This is a genomic window from Pantoea sp. paga (genome assembly GCF_007558755.1).
In the GTDB taxonomy this organism is placed as follows: Bacteria; Pseudomonadota; Gammaproteobacteria; order Enterobacterales; family Enterobacteriaceae; genus Pantoea; species Pantoea agglomerans.
This window is the reverse complement of record NZ_VLTF01000007.1, coordinates 160,149-178,006: the sequence shown is the minus strand read 5'-3', so window position 1 is coordinate 178,006 and position 17,858 is coordinate 160,149. Positions and strand designations below refer to the sequence as shown.

Genomic DNA, 17,858 nt, shown 5'->3' with positions numbered 1-17,858 from the left:
TTAATCTTCAGGTTGAACCGCTATTTTACCCTGTTCCACGCGGAACATCTTGCCCTTTTCGTCGGTCATGTCGATTACATGTCCGGCAGAAATTGCGCTGACAAACACCTGAGCCTGAGTGGCTTTTAACCGTTCCGCCAACAGGCGTCGGCGGCTCTCATCCAGCTCAGAAGCAAAGTCATCAATGAGGTAAATACAGCGGCGTCCGCTCTGGCTTGTCAGGAACTCGCCCTGTGCCAGACGCAATGCACACATCAGCAGTTTTAACTGCCCGCGTGAGAGTAAATCTTCTACCGGCGTCCCTTCAGCCCGAATACGAAAATCCGCTTTATGGGGGCCGCTGGCGGTATAGGTCAGCGCGCGATCGCGCTCGAAGTTACGTTCCAGCAGTTCGGCGTAGTCGCTCTCTTTGTCCCAGCCACGCTGGAATGAGAAGCGCAGCTCAAATTCCGGCAGAAACTGGCCACAGGTGGCGGTGATTTCCGCGGAAATCGCCGCACTGTATTCCGCCCGCCACTGGCTGATCTGTTCAGCCAGCGGGACCAGCTCCTGATCCCAGGGACGAATCTGGCTGTATCGTGAGACCTGGCGCAGCGCCGCGTTCCGCTGTTTAAGCAGGCGGCGCATGTTGTTCCAGGCGTTAAAAAAGCCGGGGGTGTTATGAAAGCAGCCCCAGTCGACATAGGCTCTGCGATATTTGGGGCCGCCATTCAGCAAACTAAAGCCTTCAGGGGTGATTAACTGCATCGGCAACAGCTGCGCCAGCTCTGCGACCTTGTGACCATCGCTGCCATCAATGCGCACTTTGCTGTCACCGGCCCGGTTTTTTGTCAGCCCGACTGAAATTTCCCGCTCTTTGTTTTCCAGACGTCCATGCAGCACAAACGCCGCCTCATCGTGACGAATCACGCGCCCCGCCTGCAGGCTGCGAAACGAACGGCCATGCCCCAGAGTATGAATCGCCTCTAAAACGCTGGTTTTACCACTGCCGTTGGCGCCGACCAGGAAATTAAAGCCGGGTGCCAGCTGCAGGTCAGCCTGCTCAATATTACGAAAATCTTTGATAAGAAGGCGGGTTAAAGCCATGAATCAATCCAGCGTGAAGGGCAATGATCGGGATGAAATGGTTTTGCCTTATAAAAATTCAGGTCTTACCTTTAACAATCCAGGGCGTCGACGGCGAAGCAGGTTTGCCCGATACCTCAGTCACCAGGCCGTCGGCGTCGCCGCCAGTCTGGTTCCGGCCAGCGCGCAGGCCCTGGGAGCATACTGAAGTATGTGACCAGGGGCGAGCACTGCCCGGAATCAGAATGGCAAGTAAGCCAGGCCGATATATTCTACAAGCGCATGGGCATGACGACATAGGCCGCTGCCGGGCTCGCCACATCCTCAATCTGCACGCTCGACACCGAATCGGTCAGCAGCAGACGGACGTTTTCGCACTTCAGCGCGTTCAGCACATCCAGCACGTAACTGACGTTGAAGCCAATCTCCAGTTCCGTGCCGTTGTAGCTGACATCCAGCATCTCTTCCGCTTCTTCCTGTTCAGGGTTATTGGCGGTGATCTTCAACTGATTTTCGGTGATATAGAGGCGAACACCGCGGAACTTCTCGTTAGAGAGGATAGCGGCGCGGGCAAAGGCCTGTTTGAGCAGATCGCAGCCCGCTTCCAGTGCTTTGTCCGGATTCTTCGGCAATACGCGACGATAATCGGGGAAACGGCCATCAACCAGCTTAGAGGTAAAGATGTAGTCGCCGACATGCGCACGGATATTGCTGCCGCCAATCTGAACCTGCAGCGGGGTATCGCCGCCATCCAGCAGACGCAGCAGTTCAATCACGCCTTTACGCGGCACAATCACCGAATGACTCGGCAGCGCCTGACCAATCGGCATGGAGCAGACAGCCAGACGGTGACCGTCAGTGGCCACGGTGCGCAGCTCTTCCCCTTCGGTTTCGAACATCATGCCGTTGAGGTAGTAACGCACATCCTGATGCGCCATCGAAAACTGGGTCGCTTCAATCAGCCGTTTCAGCGTTGCCTGCGGCAGGGTAAATTCAACTTCACTCTGCCAGTCGTCAAGATTCGGGAAGTCACTGGCGGGCAGGGTCGACAGCGAAAAACGGCTGCGGCCAGAGCGCACCAGCATGCGATCGCCTTCCAGTGCCAGAGTAATTTCTGCGCCATCCGGCAATCCGCGACAGATATCGAGGAATTTACGCGCCGGAACGGTGGTGGATCCAGGCTCATGTGCCTGAGTCAGCGCCACGCGTGCGACCATCTCCATTTCCAGATCGGTACCGGTCAGCAACAGCGAACCTTCAGTTACCTGCAGCAGCAGGTTTCCGAGGATCGGCAGCGTCGGACGACCACCCAGGGGGCCACTTACTTGTTGCAGCGGCTTCAGCAGCTGCTCACGTTCAACAATAAATTTCATAGCGTCAGGAAGATAATGTTCTGATGAGATTAGAGAAATCTTCTTTGATATCGTGGCTCTCTTCACGCAGCTGCTCAATCTTGCGGCAGGCATGAAGCACCGTCGTATGGTCGCGACCCCCAAAAGCATCGCCAATTTCTGGCAAGCTATGGTTGGTTAACTCTTTCGCCATCGCCATCGCCATCTGGCGCGGACGTGCCACCGAGCGCGAACGGCGCTTGGAAAGCAGATCCGCCACCTTAATTTTGTAGTACTCAGCCACGGTCTTCTGAATATTATCGATGGTGACCAGCTTTTCCTGCAGCGCCAGCAGATCGCGCAGCGCTTCGCGCACGAAGTCGATGGTAATCGCCCGGCCAGTAAAGTTGGCATTGGCGATCACGCGATTCAGCGCGCCTTCCAGCTCACGCACGTTAGAGCGTAACCGCTTGGCAATAAAGAAGGCGACTTCACCCGGCAGACGGATGTCGTTCTCATCCGCTTTTTTCATCAGGATCGCCACACGCGTTTCCAGCTCAGGCGGCTCGATCGCCACCGTTAAACCCCAGCCGAAACGTGATTTAAGACGATCTTCCACCCCGTTGATCTCTTTTGGATAGCGATCTGAGGTGAGGATGATCTGCTGGTTGCCCTCTAATAAGGCATTAAAGGTGTGGAAGAACTCTTCCTGCGATCGCTCTTTATTAGCAAAGAACTGAATGTCATCGATCAGCAGCGCATCTACCGAACGGTAGTAGCGTTTGAACTCTTCAATCGCATTGTTCTGCAGTGCTTTAACCATGTCCTGCACGAAGCGCTCGGAGTGCATATAAACCACTTTTGCATTGGGTTTTCGGGCAATGATGCCGTTGCCCACCGCATGCAACAGGTGCGTTTTACCGAGACCGGTGCCGCCATACAGAAACAGCGGGTTGTAAGCGCCGCCTGGATTATCCGCCACCTGACGTGCCGCCGCGCGCGCCAGCTGGTTAGATTTACCCTCGACGAAGTTATCGAAGTTATGACGGTTGTTCACATTTGAGCGATAGGTGACATCGGCCGGAGCCGGGACATTATCCCAGCTGGGACGCATGATCTGCGTCGGGGCCGGACGAATATGGCTCTGTACGGGCATCACGGGCGCGCTCACGCTGGCCATTACGGGCTGGCTGACCGCTGCCGCCTGCTGCTGAACCGGGCGCGTTCCCACTTCAAAACGCAGGGCGGGCACGTTTGGACCGCAGAATTCATTCAGCAGTGCATTGATACTATTAAGGTATTTGTCCCGAACCCAGTCGAGTACGAAGCGATTTGGAGCATACAAGGCAAGCGTATTGTCGTTTAACTCAGCCTGTAGTGGACGGATCCACATGCTGAATTCGGTGGCAGGAAGCTCATCCTGCAAACGGGCAAGACACTGTTGCCAAAGCGTAAGTGACACGGCGGACTCCACTCGTACAAATTCGAAAAGAATAGTAGGCGTTACTCTAAGAAACGTTCATTTTTGACACAGACGCTAAGAAAGCGCCTGCGACCGCTATCAGCGGTTTTCCGTCCTGCAATCACCGGAGGATCGTCAGCGGAAGGGCGGATCATAGCGCAAAGCGAGGCAGAGATCTTCCCTTTCTACACAGTTTTGATCCTTTTTATCCACAGGCCAGAGGCGCGCAAAGAAGTTTACGCCAGTTGCGGGAAAAACCAGCAGGGATCTGGCGCAATCCATTAAAATTTCGGGCGACATCTCATTTTATCCCCAGGATCCGGCAAGCCGATCGCAATAAGATCCCGTGCGATCCTTGCGCTTTAGTGCGGAGCCCGTATAATTCTCCACCCGACATTGAGCCATCAGGCGCAAAGTCGGGACTCTGCGGGCTGTATGCGGGTTTTCAGGCACTATGACACGCGAAGTAAATTGACTCGGGACTGTACAATTATTACAATCCCGCCTCTTTATTAAAGACACATTGAGGCGTAGGTCGATTTTCTGGCCCGAAACGCGTCACCCAGTGAAAATTTTCAAGTTTAGGTAGAAACCGCCATGAAACGCACTTTTCAACCGTCCGTACTGAAGCGCAACCGTTCACACGGTTTCCGTGCTCGTATGGCAACAAAAAATGGTCGTCAGGTTCTGGCACGTCGTCGTGCTAAAGGCCGTTCTCGTCTGACCGTTTCTAAGTAATAAAGCAAGCCCTGATGGGTAAGCTCGCATTTCCCAGGGAGTTACGTTTGTTAACTCCCACTCATTTCACTTTCGTCTTCCAGCAGCCACAACGGGCTGGCACGCCGCAAATTACTATTCTCGGCCGCCTTAACGCGCTGGGGCATCCCCGCATCGGTCTCACCGTCGCTAAAAAACATGTGAAACGCGCTCATGAACGCAACCGGATCAAGCGATTGACCCGCGAAAGCTTTCGTCTGCGTCAACATGAACTGCCGTCGATGGACTTCGTGGTGGTCGCGAAGAAGGGGGTTGCCGATCTGGATAACCGTATGCTGGCGGAAGCGTTGGAGAAATTATGGCGTCGTCACTGTCGCCTGGCGCGCGGCTCCTGATCGTCCTGATACGCGTCTATCAACGCGGCATCAGTCCATTACTGGGACCACACTGTCGGTTTCACCCGACCTGCTCTCATTACGGAATTGAGGCATTACGCAGGTTCGGCCTGATAAAAGGCAGTTGGTTGACATTAAAACGCGTATTAAAATGCCACCCCTTGAACCCGGGTGGTGACGATCCTGTGCCGCCAAAAACCTTTGATACCAGAGAACATTAACGATGGATTCGCAACGCAATCTCTTTCTCATCGCTTTTCTGTTCGTGACCTTTATGATCTGGCAAGCCTGGCAGACGGACCACGCTCCGCAGCCACAGCAGACGCAGACCACACAAGGCACAAACAGCGTAGCGGGTGATACCGCCAGTCAGGGTGTACCGGCCAGCGGTCAGGGCCAGACGATCACCGTTAAGACTGATGTCCTGTCATTGAATATCAACACCCGAGGCGGTGATGTTGAACAAGCACAGCTGCTGACTTTCCCGGACAAACTGGGTTCTAACCAGCCGTTCCAGCTGCTTGAAACAACGCCAGCGTTCCTTTATCAGGCACAGAGTGGTTTGACCGGTCGTAATGGCCCGGATAATCCGAACAACGGCGCGCGTCCGCTGTTCAACGCTGCGCAGGATCACTTCGAGATGGCTGATGGCCAGTCCGAACTGCGTGTGCCGATGACCTACACCGCTGAAAATGGCGTGGTTTACAGCAAAACCTTCATCTTCAAGCGTGGCGAATATGCCGTTAATGTCGATTATCATGTCAACAACACCACCCAGCAGCCGCTGGAAGTGTCGCTGTTTGGCCAGTTGAAGCAGACCATCGATCTGCCTAAGCATCGTGATACCGGCAGCAACAACTTTGCTCTGCACACCTTCCGTGGCGCGGCCTACTCCACCAGCGAGTCGAAATATGAGAAGTATAAATTCGACACCATCGCGGATAACGAGAACCTGAACGCCACCACCAGCAATGGCTGGGTTGCGATGCTGCAGCAGTACTTTGCAACGGCATGGGTTCCGCGTACCGAAGGCACCAACACCCTTTACACCAGCAACCTGGGTAATGGCGTGGCGGCGATTGGCTATAAATCTGCACCGGTCACCATTGCCGCGGGCGCACAGCAGAATCTGGGCGCAACGCTGTGGGTCGGCCCGGAAATTCAGGATAAGATGGCAGCGATTGCGCCGCACCTTGATCTGACCGTGGATTACGGCTGGTTGTGGTTTATCTCTCAGCCGCTGTTCAAACTGCTGAAATTTATTCACAGCTTCATCGGTAACTGGGGCTTCTCCATTATCGTGATCACCTTCATCGTGCGCGGCATCATGTACCCGCTGACCAAAGCGCAGTACACCTCGATGGCGAAGATGCGCATGCTACAGCCGAAAATTCAGGCGATGCGTGAGCGTCTGGGTGATGACAAGCAGAAGCAGAGCCAGGAAATGATGGCGCTGTATAAAGCAGAGAAAGTGAATCCGCTGGGTGGCTGTCTGCCGCTGGTGATTCAGATGCCAATCTTCCTGGCGCTCTACTACATGCTGTCAGGCTCGGTTGAACTGCGTCATGCGCCATTTATTCTGTGGATCCATGACCTGTCAGCGCAGGACCCGTACTACATCCTGCCGATTCTGATGGGCATCACCATGTTCTTCATTCAGAAGATGTCACCGACCACCGTGACCGATCCGATGCAGCAGAAGATCATGACGTATATGCCGGTGATTTTCACCGTGTTCTTCCTGTGGTTCCCGTCAGGTCTGGTGCTGTACTACATCGTCAGCAACCTGGTCACCATTCTCCAGCAGCAGCTGATTTATCGCGGCCTGGAAAAACGTGGTCTGCATAGCCGCGACAAGAAGAAAGCGTAAGCGATCCAGAGCGGGAGCAATCCCGCCCTAAAATAGTCTATTCTCAGGCGGTCAAAGCGACCGCCTGTGTTTTTTGTAGCGAGAGAAAATTTATGAGCCACAGCGATACCATTGTTGCCCAGGCGACGCCACCCGGACGCGGCGGCGTAGGCATTCTGCGCGTCTCTGGCGCCCAGGCGGCAGAGGTCGCCCGCCAGCTGCTGGGCAAACTGCCTAAGCCGCGTTACGCCGATTATCTGCCGTTCACCGATAGCGATGGCCGCGTGCTGGATCAGGGCATTGCGCTGTGGTTTCCTGGTCCTAACTCCTTTACCGGTGAAGATGTGCTGGAGCTGCAGGGCCACGGCGGCCCGGTGATCCTCGATCTGCTGCTGAAGCGCATCGTGGCGCTGCCGGGTGTGCGTATCGCCCAGCCGGGTGAGTTTTCAGAGCGTGCGTTTCTGAATGACAAGCTCGATCTGGCGCAGGCCGAAGCGATTGCTGACCTGATTGATGCCAGCTCTGAGCAGGCGGCGCGTTCGGCCGTGAACTCCCTGCAGGGCGTCTTCTCTACCCGTATCAATCATCTTGTGGAAGCACTCACTCACCTGCGGATCTATGTCGAAGCCGCTATCGACTTCCCGGATGAGGAGATCGATTTCCTCTCTGACGGCAGAATCGAAGCGCAGCTGAATACGGTGATCGGCGATCTGGATGCCGTTCGTGCCGAAGCGCGTCAGGGCAGCCTGCTGCGTGAAGGGATGAAAGTGGTGATTGCGGGCCGGCCTAATGCGGGCAAATCGAGCCTGCTGAATGCGCTGGCAGGCCGTGACGCCGCTATCGTCACGGATATCGCAGGCACCACCCGTGACGTGCTGCGTGAGCATATTCATATTGATGGCATGCCGCTGCATATCATCGACACCGCCGGTCTGCGTGAGGCCAGCGACGAAGTGGAGCGCATCGGGATTGAGCGCGCCTGGCAGGAGATCGAACAGGCTGACCGCGTGCTGTTTATGGTGGACGGCACGACGACCGATGCCACCGAAGCGGCGGCTATCTGGCCCGATTTCGTCTCCCGTCTGCCGCCCGAACTGCCGATTACCGTGGTCCGCAACAAGGCGGATGTCACCGGGGAGTCTCTCGGTCTTACAGAAGTAAATGGTCACTCACTGATTCGCCTGTCGGCACGCACCAGCGCGGGCGTGGATGAGCTGCGCGATCACCTGAAGCAGAGCATGGGCTTCGCCGGCAATATGGAAGGTGGCTTCCTGGCGCGTCGCCGTCATCTGCAGGCGCTGGAGCTGGCGGCAACGCACTTACAGCAGGGTAAAGCGCAGTTGCTCGGTGCCTGGGCCGGTGAGTTACTGGCGGAAGAGTTGCGTCTTGCCCAGCAGGCGTTAAGCGAGATCACCGGCGAGTTCACTTCTGACGATCTGCTGGGTCGCATCTTCTCCAGCTTCTGTATCGGTAAATAACCTTGCTGGCCTGATGGCGTCCTGCTGTCAGGCCAGATTTCCTGCCACGCTGCTCCCCCTGTTATTCCCGCCTCTGCGTTGATTCTTGCTGATATGTTATTTTGCGGCGGCACGGCATTGCCGTATAACGGTTGAAGCGCCGATACGACGTGCGGCGACGGATTGCGGTGAATAATCCCCGCCTCATCCCGCCGCGCCGGTCCGGATGCAAACCCACTACGTGAACACCGTTGGGCGAACTTTTTCGCCTGAAACAGGAGAGTTGCATGAGTACACCGCTCGACACTGCCGCACTGGACACGCTGTTTAATGATGCCCGCACCCACAGTTACTGGCAGGCTAAGCCCGTCGATAACGCCCTGCTGGAGCAGCTCTATGCCCTGACGGCACTGGGCCCGACCTCGGCAAACTGCTCGCCTGCGCGATTTGTTTTCGTGACCTCGGCGGAAGGCAAAGAGAAGCTGAAACCGGCACTCTCTTCCGGCAATCTGGAAAAAACCATGAGCGCGCCGGTCACGGTGATTGTGGCCTGGGACCGCGAGTTCTATGAGCAGCTGCCCGCCCTGTTCCCGCATGCTGATGCGCGCAGCTGGTTTACCGGCAGCCCGGAAGCGGCAAAAGAGACCGCTTTCCGTAACAGCAGCCTGCAGGCGGGCTACCTGATTCTGGCGGCGCGTTCGCTGGGTCTGGATGCCGGTCCGATGTCCGGGTTTGATCCGGCCAAAATCAATGACGCCTTTTTCCCCGACGGTCAGTATCAGGTTAACCTGCTGATTAACCTCGGCTACGGTGATGCATCAAAACTGCATCCGCGCCTGCCGCGACTGAGCTTTGAGCAGGCGAGCCGTTTCGCCTGATGCTGCCCGCGTCGCGAGTCGAATCGCGACGCGGATGACCTTATAAACAGCGTGTCACAGCGGCGCAGCATTTTCTGCAGGCGTCCCCTGATGAAACACCATTCGCCAGTTCTGACCTTCGCACAGCCAGTGTGAGGCGCGCAGTGCGGCCCGACTGCCATCGGCATCACAGCTCTGGTAGTGCAGTATCAGACTCCTCTCGCCCGTGCTCACCAGCTGAAAGTTACTACTAAGCATATCGGGCATCGCATCTTCTTTTATCAGCGCCGCGATGGTCTGCGCGCGAGTCACAAAGCGTCCTGAACGGGTTATCTCACAAAAGTCGGGATGGAGTATCTGCTCCAGCCACGCCAGTTCCCGTCGCCTGGCACTGTGCAGGCTGCGCTCTCGTTTCACCATTTCGTCCAGCAACATGGCTGACCCTCCTGTTATTCTGTGCTGACAGGCAGCGGCAATAATTCTTTTAAGCTGTTGAAGGTGGGCATTGTGATGTTCCTGGCCGGTCAGCTCTCCCTCGCGATTCTGCTCATCCTATTCCGAATTTACCCCAATCCGTGCGTTGCCAGGTGCATTCAGGTAAGAAAATTCCTACAATGCTTCTGATGATTATCTGACCATTTTCACGGAGCGACAGATGGCTGGTCATTTTGTACGCTGGACGGGCGATCCCGGCTTCCCGGCTAATGATTTACGCATTCCCCAGGCTATCACCGACACGGCACAGCAGTTTGCTGACAAACGCCGTGGGCGATTTCTGGCCGCGCGTACCCTGCTGGCACAACTGATGCTACGGGTTTATGGCATTGGTGAACTGCCGCGCCTGCTTATTCAGGGCAACGGACGCCCCGTTTTTGCTGACAGCGATCTGCCTGATTTCAGCATCGCCTATGCGGGTAATACGGTGGGTGTGCTGCTGGCCGAAGAGGGTGGACGTGCCGGTCTGGATATGGAGATTGTGCATGCCAGAAGCCGTCAGACTCAGGAGCAGCTGATGCAGGGATTAACCTCGGGCGAGATCGCCTGGATCAATGCCCAGCAGGATGCCATGGAGGCGGTGACGCAGATCTGGACATTACGCCAGAGCATTCTCAAGCTGACGGGAGAGGGCGATCGGGGACTGGATTCGCTGCGCCTGTTGCCCGGTGCGGGTCGGCTGCGATCTTCACTCTATCCCGATATTCAGGTGGTGTGCGACGCGGAGCCCATGCTGGTCTGGTCGTGTGCGCTGTCGTCTGCGACTCAGCGTCTGCATCTGTGGGAGATGGATAACGCCTTTCAGTGGCATGCATTACGCGAAATAGAGATGGGTAAGCCCAACATCGGGCCTCATGCTTTGCGGCTGACCAGCCTGCCCAGCGAGCGCAGCCTGCATCCTGAAATGTAAAAAGCCGCAACCCGGCGGTTGCGGCCCTGAATGCGCTTAGTGCGCGTCTACAAAAACAATCTTCAGCACAAACAGCAGAGCAACAATCACTACGCAGGGGCTGATTTCACGCCAGCGGCCAGTACCCAGCTTCATGACGCAGTAAGCGATGAATCCCAGCGCAATGCCTTCGGTGATGGAAAAGCTGAAGGGCATCATGGCGGCGGTCACAAACGCCGGAACGGCTTCGGTCAAATCATCCCAGCGTACGCGCGACAGGCTGGCGGTCATTAACACCCCAACGTAAATCAGCGCGCCCGCAGCGGCGTAGGATGGCACCATCGCGGCCAGCGGTGACAGGAAGGTCACCAGCAGGAACAGCAGGCCGGTGACCACTGCCATCAGGCCGGTACGACCACCAATCGCCACGCCCGAGGTGCTTTCGATATATGCGGTCACGGATGAGGTGCCCGCCAGCGCGCCACTCACTGAACTGATGCTGTCGACATAGAGTGCCTGCTGCATGCGCGGGAAAGTGCCGGTTTCATCAGTCAGTCCCGCTTTATCGGTGACGCCGATCAGCGTGCCGGAGGAGTCGAACAGATTGACCAGCATAAAGGAGAAGATCACGCCCGCCATGCCGATGTTGAACGCGCCTTTGATATCCACCTGGCCAACCACAGAAGTAATGGAAGGCGGCGCAGAAAACAGGCCGACAAACTTCACGTCACCCAGCATCCAGCCGATAGCAGTGGTAACCACCATCGAGATCAGCACTGCCGCGTGGATATTGCGTGATGCCAGAATAGCGATGATAAAGAAGCCCAGCGCGCCCAGCAGTACGCTGTGCGAGGTCAGGTTCCCCACGGCCACCAGGGTATCGGGATTCGGCACGATAATACCGGCATTCTTCAGCCCCATCATGGCGATAAACAGGCCGATACCGGCGGTAATGCCGACGCGCAGGCTCAGCGGGATATTCGCAATCATCCAGTAGCGAACCCGCAGCAGCGTCAGGATCAGCAGGCCGACCGCACCCCAGAAGATCGCGCCCATACCCACCTGCCACGAATAGCCCATCGCGCCAACCACCACAAAGGCAAAAAAGGCGTTCAGCCCCATTGCGGGCGCCAGCGCCACCGGCAGATTGGCAAACAGTCCCATCAGAATGCTGCCAAAGGCGGCAATCAGACAGGTGGTCACAAACACCGCCTGGGTATCCATGCCGGCGACGCCGAGGATCTGCGGATTGACGAAGACGATGTAGACCATCGTCAGAAAGGTGGTGATACCCGCGATCACTTCGGTGCGCACCGTGGTGCCATGTTCCTGCAGCCTGAAGATGCGCTGCAAAACGCCTTGCTTGCTCATGCCATCCATCCAGAAGAAAAAATCATCGGCGCGTATCCTGGCGATTTTACCGGGGCAATACAATGATTTTTCGCAACCGATTGCCAGTCTCGCAATCTGCGCTGAGTGCGGTAGAGTGTGGAGCATACCCCTGAATCGAAGGATAGAGTCTGATGTCAGTAGAATGCGTCTTTTTTGATTGCGATGGCACGCTGGTGGACAGTGAGTTGCTCTGTACCCAGGCCTACGTCAATACCTTTGCCCGTTACGGCCTGGAACTGTCGCTGCAGCAGATGTTTGAGAAGTATAAGGGCGTCAAACTCTACGACATTATTCGTGACGTCGGCGACGCGCATCAGGTGACGCTGCCGATGGAAGAGGTGGAGACCGCCTATCGCGCAGAGGTCGCGCGGCTGTTTGATCAGCAACTGCAGCCCATCCCGGGCGCGAAAGCGCTGGTTGAGCAGATAAAGGTGCCGATGTGCGTGGTTTCAAACGGGACGGTAAAAAAGATGCAGCACTCGCTGGGCTTAACCGGCATGCTGCCGCTGTTTGCGGAGCACCTCTACAGCGGCTATGACATTCTGCACTGGAAGCCCGATCCGGAACTGATGTACCACGCGGCGGAACAGATGCAGGTGCCGATTGAGCGCTGCATTCTGGTGGATGACTCCGAAGCGGGCGCTCGCGCCGGTATCGCCGCCGGCATTCCGGTCTATTACTACTGCGCCGACCCGCACAACCCTGAACTGGATCACCCGCTGGTGACGCGCTTCGATGATATGGCGCAACTGCCTGCGCTGTGGCGCGCCCGTGGCTGGGATCTGGTGTAGCCCGGGCCAGCATGACACATACCGTCTGGTTTTTAACCCTGCCCGGCGTGATGGCGCTGGATCTCACCGGCCCGGCCGAGACGCTGAAGCTGGCGGGCGAACACTTTACGCTGCGCTACATCGGCCCGCAGCCGGAGGTGGTCTGCTCCACCGGCATGACCATTGGCGGCATCGAACCGTTACCTGAAAAGTTGCCCGCCGGGAGTCTGCTAGTGGTGCCAGGCGTCTATGACTCGCAGGTCTGTTACGCCACGCCGCAGGCCGGAGAGGCTCGCGACTGGCTGATGCGCCAGCACGCCGCGCTGCGCGCGCAGACCTTTATGCTGGTCTGCGTCTGCTCGGGAGCGCTGCTGGCGGCGCAGGCAGGCATGCTGGATGACGTGCTCTGCACCACCCATCATGATGTGATTGCCCGCCTGAAAGCCGCGGCCCCGCGCGCACGGGTGCAGGAGAACCGGGTGTTTGTCGGGCATGAGAATATCTGGACCAGCGCAGGCATCACGGCGGGAATCGATCTGGCGCTGCATCTGATTAATCAGCTCTGTGATACGCAAACCGCGCTGGCGGTAGCACGGGAGATGGTGGTCTGGTTTCGCCGTGCCGGTGACGATCCGCAACTTTCGCCGTGGCTGCGTTACCGCAACCACATGCATCCGGCCATTCATCGGGCGCAGGATCTGATGATTGCCCATCCTGAGCACGGCTGGACGCTAACCGAGCTGGCTGGACGCACGCATGTCAGTAGCCGCCATCTGGCGCGGCTGTTTCGCCAGCATCTGGGGATTAGCGTGCGTGAATACCATGAGCAGCTGCGGGTTGGCGTGGCACGCCAGCGTCAGCAGCAGGGTGAATCTGCCGAAAAAGCGGCGCTGGCGGCGGGGTTTTCATCGGCGCGCCAGCTACGGCGCGCCCGCCAGCGTGAAGCCGATCAGCTGACAAAGTGACGGGTATCGACGCGTTTCAGTGCCATACCCAGCAGCAGGCTGCCGCCCAGCGTCAGCCCGAACACCCAGGGCAGGTCGAGCCACGGGCGTGACATATCATCGTAATGATGCGTTCGCAGGTAGTGAATGAACAGCGCATGAAAGCCGTAGATCGGCAGTGAATAGCGTGCAATCACCGTTAAACCCGGCAGCGTGCGCTGGTTCAGGCTGTTTTTAAACACGATCAGCAGGCTGATCGCGGCGATAAACACCAGCGGTCCGCAGTAGAGATACCAGGTGTCATTAAACGCCCCATTGACGATCAACGCCTGTTTCGTCCCCAATGTAATGCCAATCACACAGGCGATAAACAGTCCGGCAGCCAGCGGCGTCAGGCCGCGCCGGGTCGTCTCCATCGTGCCGATAGCCCGTCCCAGCAGCGCATAGAGCAGGTAGTAGATACTGTCACCGCTGACATAGAGATTAACCGGCAGAAAGTGAAATGGCCCCAGCGACTGGCTGACCGTATTGGGATTGGCGAGCACCGCCAGCACCAGCACCAGCAGCGCCACGTAGCGCGCCTGCACGGTTTTTACCTGGATCAGGGGCGACAGCAGATAGATGCCGATCAGCGCAAAGAAGAACCAAAGGTGATAAAACACCGGCTTCTGCAGCATCTTCAGGATTGATCGCCCTTCGCTGATGGGGGTCAGCCAGGTGATATAGGCCAGCGATACCGCGCTGTAGAACAGCAGACAGAGCACCAGCCGGAGCATATGGCGCGGCTGGGCGCTGCGTTCGCCGAAAAACAGATAGCCGGAGATCATAAAGAACAGCGGAACACAGACGCGTGATGCTGAGTTCAGCAGATTAGCCGCATCCCAGGTGATGCCAGTCACCGCCATCGGCCCGGTGATATACCAGGTGGTGGTATGAATCACGATCACCATCAGACAGGCAACCGCGCGTAAATTATCGATCCAGTAAATCTTCTGCGGCATGGCATCCTCTTGCGCATCGCGTCCGTGCGCAAAAGGGTAGCCAAATGCGACCAGAGCAACAACTGCTGCCAGCAGGATTCGGAGCCATCTGTATGCCAGCGCACTGAATCACTGCGAAAACGCGCCGGTAGCGCCTGGGATTTACGGCTGCACATCGCGCGGTCAAAGGGTATACTGTCGGCCTCTTTTTTTAATCTAACCGAAGCGCGTGCACACTCAACATGCAAAAGTTTGATACCAAAACCTTTCAGGGGCTGATCCTGACCTTGCAGGATTACTGGGCGCGTCAGGGCTGCACCATTGTCCAACCGCTGGACATGGAAGTGGGCGCTGGCACTTCACACCCGATGACCTGCCTGCGCGCACTCGGCCCGGAGCCGATCGCCGCCGCTTACGTGCAGCCATCACGCCGTCCCACCGATGGCCGCTACGGTGAAAACCCGAACCGTCTGCAACACTATTACCAGTTCCAGGTGATCATCAAACCCTCACCGGACAACATTCAGGAGCTCTATCTTGGCTCGCTGAAAGAGCTGGGTATGGACCCGACGGTGCATGACATTCGCTTCGTGGAAGATAACTGGGAAAACCCGACGCTGGGTGCCTGGGGACTCGGCTGGGAAGTGTGGCTCAACGGCATGGAAGTGACGCAGTTCACCTACTTCCAGCAGGTTGGCGGCATGGAGTGCAAGCCGGTGACCGGCGAGATCACCTACGGTCTGGAGCGTCTGGCGATGTACATCCAGGGCGTCGACAGCGTTTACGATCTGGTGTGGAGCGACGGTCCGCTGGGTAAAACCACCTACGGCGACGTGTTCCATCAGAACGAAGTGGAGCAATCCACCTATAACTTCGAATACGCCGACGTTGATTTCCTCTTTACCTGCTTCGAGCAGTATGAGAAAGAGGCGCAGCATCTGCTGGCGCTGGAAAAACCGCTGCCACTGCCCGCCTACGAACGCATTCTGAAAGCGGCACACAGCTTCAACCTGCTTGATGCCCGCAAAGCGATCTCGGTAACAGAGCGTCAGCGCTATATTCTGCGCATTCGTACCCTGACCAAAGCCGTGGCTGAAGCTTACTACGCCTCTCGCGAGGCAATGGGCTTCCCGATGTGCAATAACAAAAAGTAAGAGGCAGCCATGACTGAACAAACTTTCCTGGTGGAGATCGGCACCGAAGAGCTTCCACCAAAAGCCCTGCGCAGCCTGGCAGAAGCCTTTGCCGCGCAGGTCACTGCTGAACTGGATGCCGCTAACCTGAGCCACGGCGAGGTCAGCTGGTTTGCTGCGCCGCGTCGTCTGGCGCTGAAAGTCGCCAACCTGAGCGCCTCACAACCCGATCGGGAAGTGGAAAAGCGCGGACCGGCGGTCGCTGCGGCGTTTGACGCTGACGGCAACGCGACCAAAGCCGCTGAAGGCTGGGCGCGTGGCAACGGCATTACCGTCGATCAGGCTGAACGCCTCGCCACCGATAAAGGCGAATGGCTGGTTTATCGCGCCCAGGTTAAAGGCGAAGCGGCCCAGGCGCTGCTGCCCGCAATGATCGCTACCGCGCTCAGCAAGCTGCCGGTGCCAAAACTGATGCGCTGGGGCGACAGCGATGTGCAGTTCGTCCGTCCGGTTCACACCGTGACGATGCTGCTGGGCGATGAGCTGATCCCTGGCACCATTCTGGGCATCGCGTCAGACCGGATTATTCGTGGTCACCGCTTTATGGGTGAAAGCGAAATCACGCTCGAAAGCGCCGATCAATACCCCGATGTGCTGGAAAAACGCGGCCAGGTCATTGCCGACTATCAGGTCCGCAAAGCGATGATCAAAGCCGATGCTGAAGCGGCAGCACGCCGTTTAGGCGGCAACGCTGATATCAGCGACAGCCTGCTGGAAGAGGTGACATCGCTTGTGGAGTGGCCGGTGGTCCTGACCGCGACCTTTGAAGAGAAATTCCTCAAGGTGCCTGCGGAAGCGCTGGTCTACACCATGAAAGGCGATCAGAAGTATTTCCCGGTGTATGACAATGACGGCAACCTGATGCCGAACTTCATTTTCGTCACCAACATCGAATCCAGCGATCCGCGCCAGATTATCTCCGGCAACGAAAAAGTGGTACGTCCACGCCTGGCCGATGCGGAGTTCTTCTTTAATACCGACCGCAAAAAGCGTCTGGAAGATCACCTGCCGCGTCTGGAGACGGTGCTGTTCCAGAAAGAGCTGGGCACGCTGCGTGATAAAACTGATCGCATTCAGGCCCTGGCGGGCTGGATTGCCGGTGAAATTGGCGCAGATGTGAATCACGCCACCCGCGCGGGCCTGCTGTCGAAGTGTGACCTGATGACCAACATGGTCTTCGAGTTCACCGACACCCAGGGCGTGATGGGCATGCACTACGCGCGTCACGACGGCGAAGCCGAAGATGTGGCGGTGGCGCTGAATGAGCAGTATCAGCCGCGCTTTGCCGGTGACGATCTGCCGTCCAGCCCGGTCGCCTGTGCACTGGCCATTGCCGATAAAATGGATACGCTGGCCGGTATTTTCGGCATTGGTCAGCATCCAAAAGGCGACAAAGATCCGTTCGCACTGCGTCGTGCGGCGCTGGGCGTGCTGCGTATCATCGTTGAGAAGAACCTGCCGCTCGATCTGCAGACTCTGACCGAAGAAGCGGTGCGCCTGTATGGCAGCAAGCTGAGCAACGCCCGCGTGGTGGATGATGTGATCGACTTTATGCTGGGTCGCTTCCGCGCCTGGTATCAGGAAGAGGGTCACAGCATCGACACGCTGCAGGCGGTTCTGGCGCGTCGTCCGACCCGTCCGGCTGACTTTGATGCACGCATGAAAGCGGTGTCGCACTTCCGTACGCTGGAAGCAGCCGCAGCACTGGCGGCGGCGAACAAGCGCGTCTCTAACATTCTGGCGAAATCGACCGAAACGCTGAATGAAAGCGTGCAGGCGTCGCTGCTGAAAGAGAACGAAGAGATCCAGCTGGCGACTTTTGTCACTGCGCTGAGCAGCAAGCTGCAGCCTTACTTTGCTGAAGGCCGCTATCAGGATGCGCTGGTCGAACTGGCACAGCTGCGTACTGCGGTAGACAACTTCTTCGATAAAGTGATGGTTAACGCCGACGATCAGGCGGTGCGGGTTAATCGCCTGACGCTGCTGTCAAAACTGCGTGAGCTGTTCCTGCAGGTCGCGGATATCTCGCTGCTGCAGTAATGCTATTTGTTGTGCGGAAAAG

General features: G+C 57.2%; 17 protein-coding genes. 11 read left to right on the top strand and 6 right to left on the bottom strand.

Going from position 1 to position 17,858, the window contains the following annotated elements:
* The 3 genes from recF to dnaA all read right to left on the bottom strand — a co-directional run bounded on the left by recF (position 1) and on the right by dnaA (position 3,858).
* Positions 1 to 1,086 (bottom strand): DNA replication/repair protein RecF, encoded by a 1,086-nt coding sequence (gene recF / locus FOV68_RS17960; protein ID WP_010258927.1) that lies wholly within the window; start codon positions 1,084 to 1,086, stop codon positions 1 to 3.
* 251 nt (positions 1,087 to 1,337) lie between these two features.
* Positions 1,338 to 2,438, bottom strand: coding sequence for a DNA polymerase III subunit beta (gene dnaN, locus FOV68_RS17955; RefSeq protein WP_010258930.1), 1,101 nt, complete (start codon positions 2,436 to 2,438; stop codon positions 1,338 to 1,340).
* Positions 2,439 to 2,442: 4 nt separating this feature from the next.
* Positions 2,443 to 3,858, bottom strand: coding sequence for a chromosomal replication initiator protein DnaA (gene dnaA, locus FOV68_RS17950; protein WP_031591042.1), 1,416 nt, complete (start codon positions 3,856 to 3,858; stop codon positions 2,443 to 2,445).
* A 597-nt stretch (positions 3,859 to 4,455) separates the two neighbouring features.
* Here dnaA and rpmH point away from each other — a divergent pair.
* From rpmH to FOV68_RS17915, 6 genes are all read left to right on the top strand, one after another.
* Complete coding sequence (rpmH, locus tag FOV68_RS17940) at positions 4,456 to 4,596, top strand: 50S ribosomal protein L34 (protein ID WP_003849659.1); 141 nt, start codon at positions 4,456 to 4,458, stop codon at positions 4,594 to 4,596.
* A 14-nt stretch (positions 4,597 to 4,610) separates the two neighbouring features.
* Positions 4,611 to 4,970: a ribonuclease P protein component gene (rnpA, locus tag FOV68_RS17935; protein WP_008926396.1), complete on the top strand. Its 360-nt coding sequence runs from the start codon at positions 4,611 to 4,613 to the stop codon at positions 4,968 to 4,970.
* Entirely contained in the window at positions 4,934 to 5,191 is a 258-nt protein-coding gene (yidD, locus tag FOV68_RS17930; protein ID WP_008926397.1) for a membrane protein insertion efficiency factor YidD, read from the top strand. Before rnpA ends, yidD begins: the two co-directional genes overlap by 37 nt.
* A 2-nt stretch (positions 5,192 to 5,193) precedes the next feature.
* Entirely contained in the window at positions 5,194 to 6,840 is a 1,647-nt protein-coding gene (gene yidC, locus FOV68_RS17925) for a membrane protein insertase YidC (RefSeq protein WP_143991297.1), read from the top strand.
* Positions 6,841 to 6,932: 92 nt separating this feature from the next.
* Positions 6,933 to 8,297, top strand: a complete 1,365-nt coding sequence (mnmE, locus tag FOV68_RS17920) for a tRNA uridine-5-carboxymethylaminomethyl(34) synthesis GTPase MnmE (protein WP_010258935.1) — start codon at positions 6,933 to 6,935, stop codon at positions 8,295 to 8,297.
* A 266-nt stretch (positions 8,298 to 8,563) separates the two neighbouring features.
* Positions 8,564 to 9,154: a malonic semialdehyde reductase gene (locus FOV68_RS17915; protein ID WP_031591047.1), complete on the top strand. Its 591-nt coding sequence runs from the start codon at positions 8,564 to 8,566 to the stop codon at positions 9,152 to 9,154.
* A 54-nt stretch (positions 9,155 to 9,208) separates the two neighbouring features.
* On the opposite strand, the gene FOV68_RS17910 is transcribed toward FOV68_RS17915, so the two are convergent.
* On the bottom strand, positions 9,209 to 9,568 hold the full coding sequence (locus tag FOV68_RS17910; protein ID WP_033773221.1) for a DUF4440 domain-containing protein: 360 nt from the start codon (positions 9,566 to 9,568) through the stop codon (positions 9,209 to 9,211).
* Between the two features lie 220 nt (positions 9,569 to 9,788).
* On the opposite strand from FOV68_RS17910, the gene FOV68_RS17905 reads away from it, so the two are divergent.
* Positions 9,789 to 10,538 (top strand): 4'-phosphopantetheinyl transferase superfamily protein, encoded by a 750-nt coding sequence (locus FOV68_RS17905; protein ID WP_143991296.1) that lies wholly within the window; start codon positions 9,789 to 9,791, stop codon positions 10,536 to 10,538.
* A gap of 36 nt (positions 10,539 to 10,574) precedes the next feature.
* On the opposite strand, the gene FOV68_RS17900 is transcribed toward FOV68_RS17905, so the two are convergent.
* Entirely contained in the window at positions 10,575 to 11,888 is a 1,314-nt protein-coding gene (locus FOV68_RS17900; RefSeq protein WP_010258938.1) for an NCS2 family permease, read from the bottom strand.
* 152 nt (positions 11,889 to 12,040) lie between these two features.
* Here FOV68_RS17900 and yieH point away from each other — a divergent pair, with 152 nt between their 5' ends.
* Both yieH and FOV68_RS17885 read left to right on the top strand, forming a co-directional pair.
* Entirely contained in the window at positions 12,041 to 12,700 is a 660-nt protein-coding gene (gene yieH / locus FOV68_RS17890) for a 6-phosphogluconate phosphatase (protein WP_010258939.1), read from the top strand.
* An 11-nt stretch (positions 12,701 to 12,711) separates the two neighbouring features.
* The gene (locus tag FOV68_RS17885; protein ID WP_143991295.1) at positions 12,712 to 13,644 is read left to right on the top strand and encodes a GlxA family transcriptional regulator; all 933 of its coding nucleotides are present in this window, start codon (positions 12,712 to 12,714) and stop codon (positions 13,642 to 13,644) included.
* On the opposite strand, the gene FOV68_RS17880 is transcribed toward FOV68_RS17885, so the two are convergent.
* The gene (locus tag FOV68_RS17880; RefSeq protein ID WP_010671618.1) at positions 13,629 to 14,624 is read right to left on the bottom strand and encodes an acyltransferase; all 996 of its coding nucleotides are present in this window, start codon (positions 14,622 to 14,624) and stop codon (positions 13,629 to 13,631) included. The two genes, FOV68_RS17885 and FOV68_RS17880, sit on opposite strands and share 16 nt — an antisense overlap.
* 221 nt (positions 14,625 to 14,845) lie before the next feature.
* Between FOV68_RS17880 and glyQ the strand changes: the two genes are divergently transcribed.
* Positions 14,846 to 15,757 (top strand): glycine--tRNA ligase subunit alpha, encoded by a 912-nt coding sequence (glyQ, locus tag FOV68_RS17875; RefSeq protein ID WP_010258942.1) that lies wholly within the window; start codon positions 14,846 to 14,848, stop codon positions 15,755 to 15,757.
* A gap of 9 nt (positions 15,758 to 15,766) precedes the next feature.
* Complete coding sequence (gene glyS, locus FOV68_RS17870; protein ID WP_031593495.1) at positions 15,767 to 17,836, top strand: glycine--tRNA ligase subunit beta; 2,070 nt, start codon at positions 15,767 to 15,769, stop codon at positions 17,834 to 17,836.
* Positions 17,837 to 17,858 lie beyond the last annotated feature (22 nt).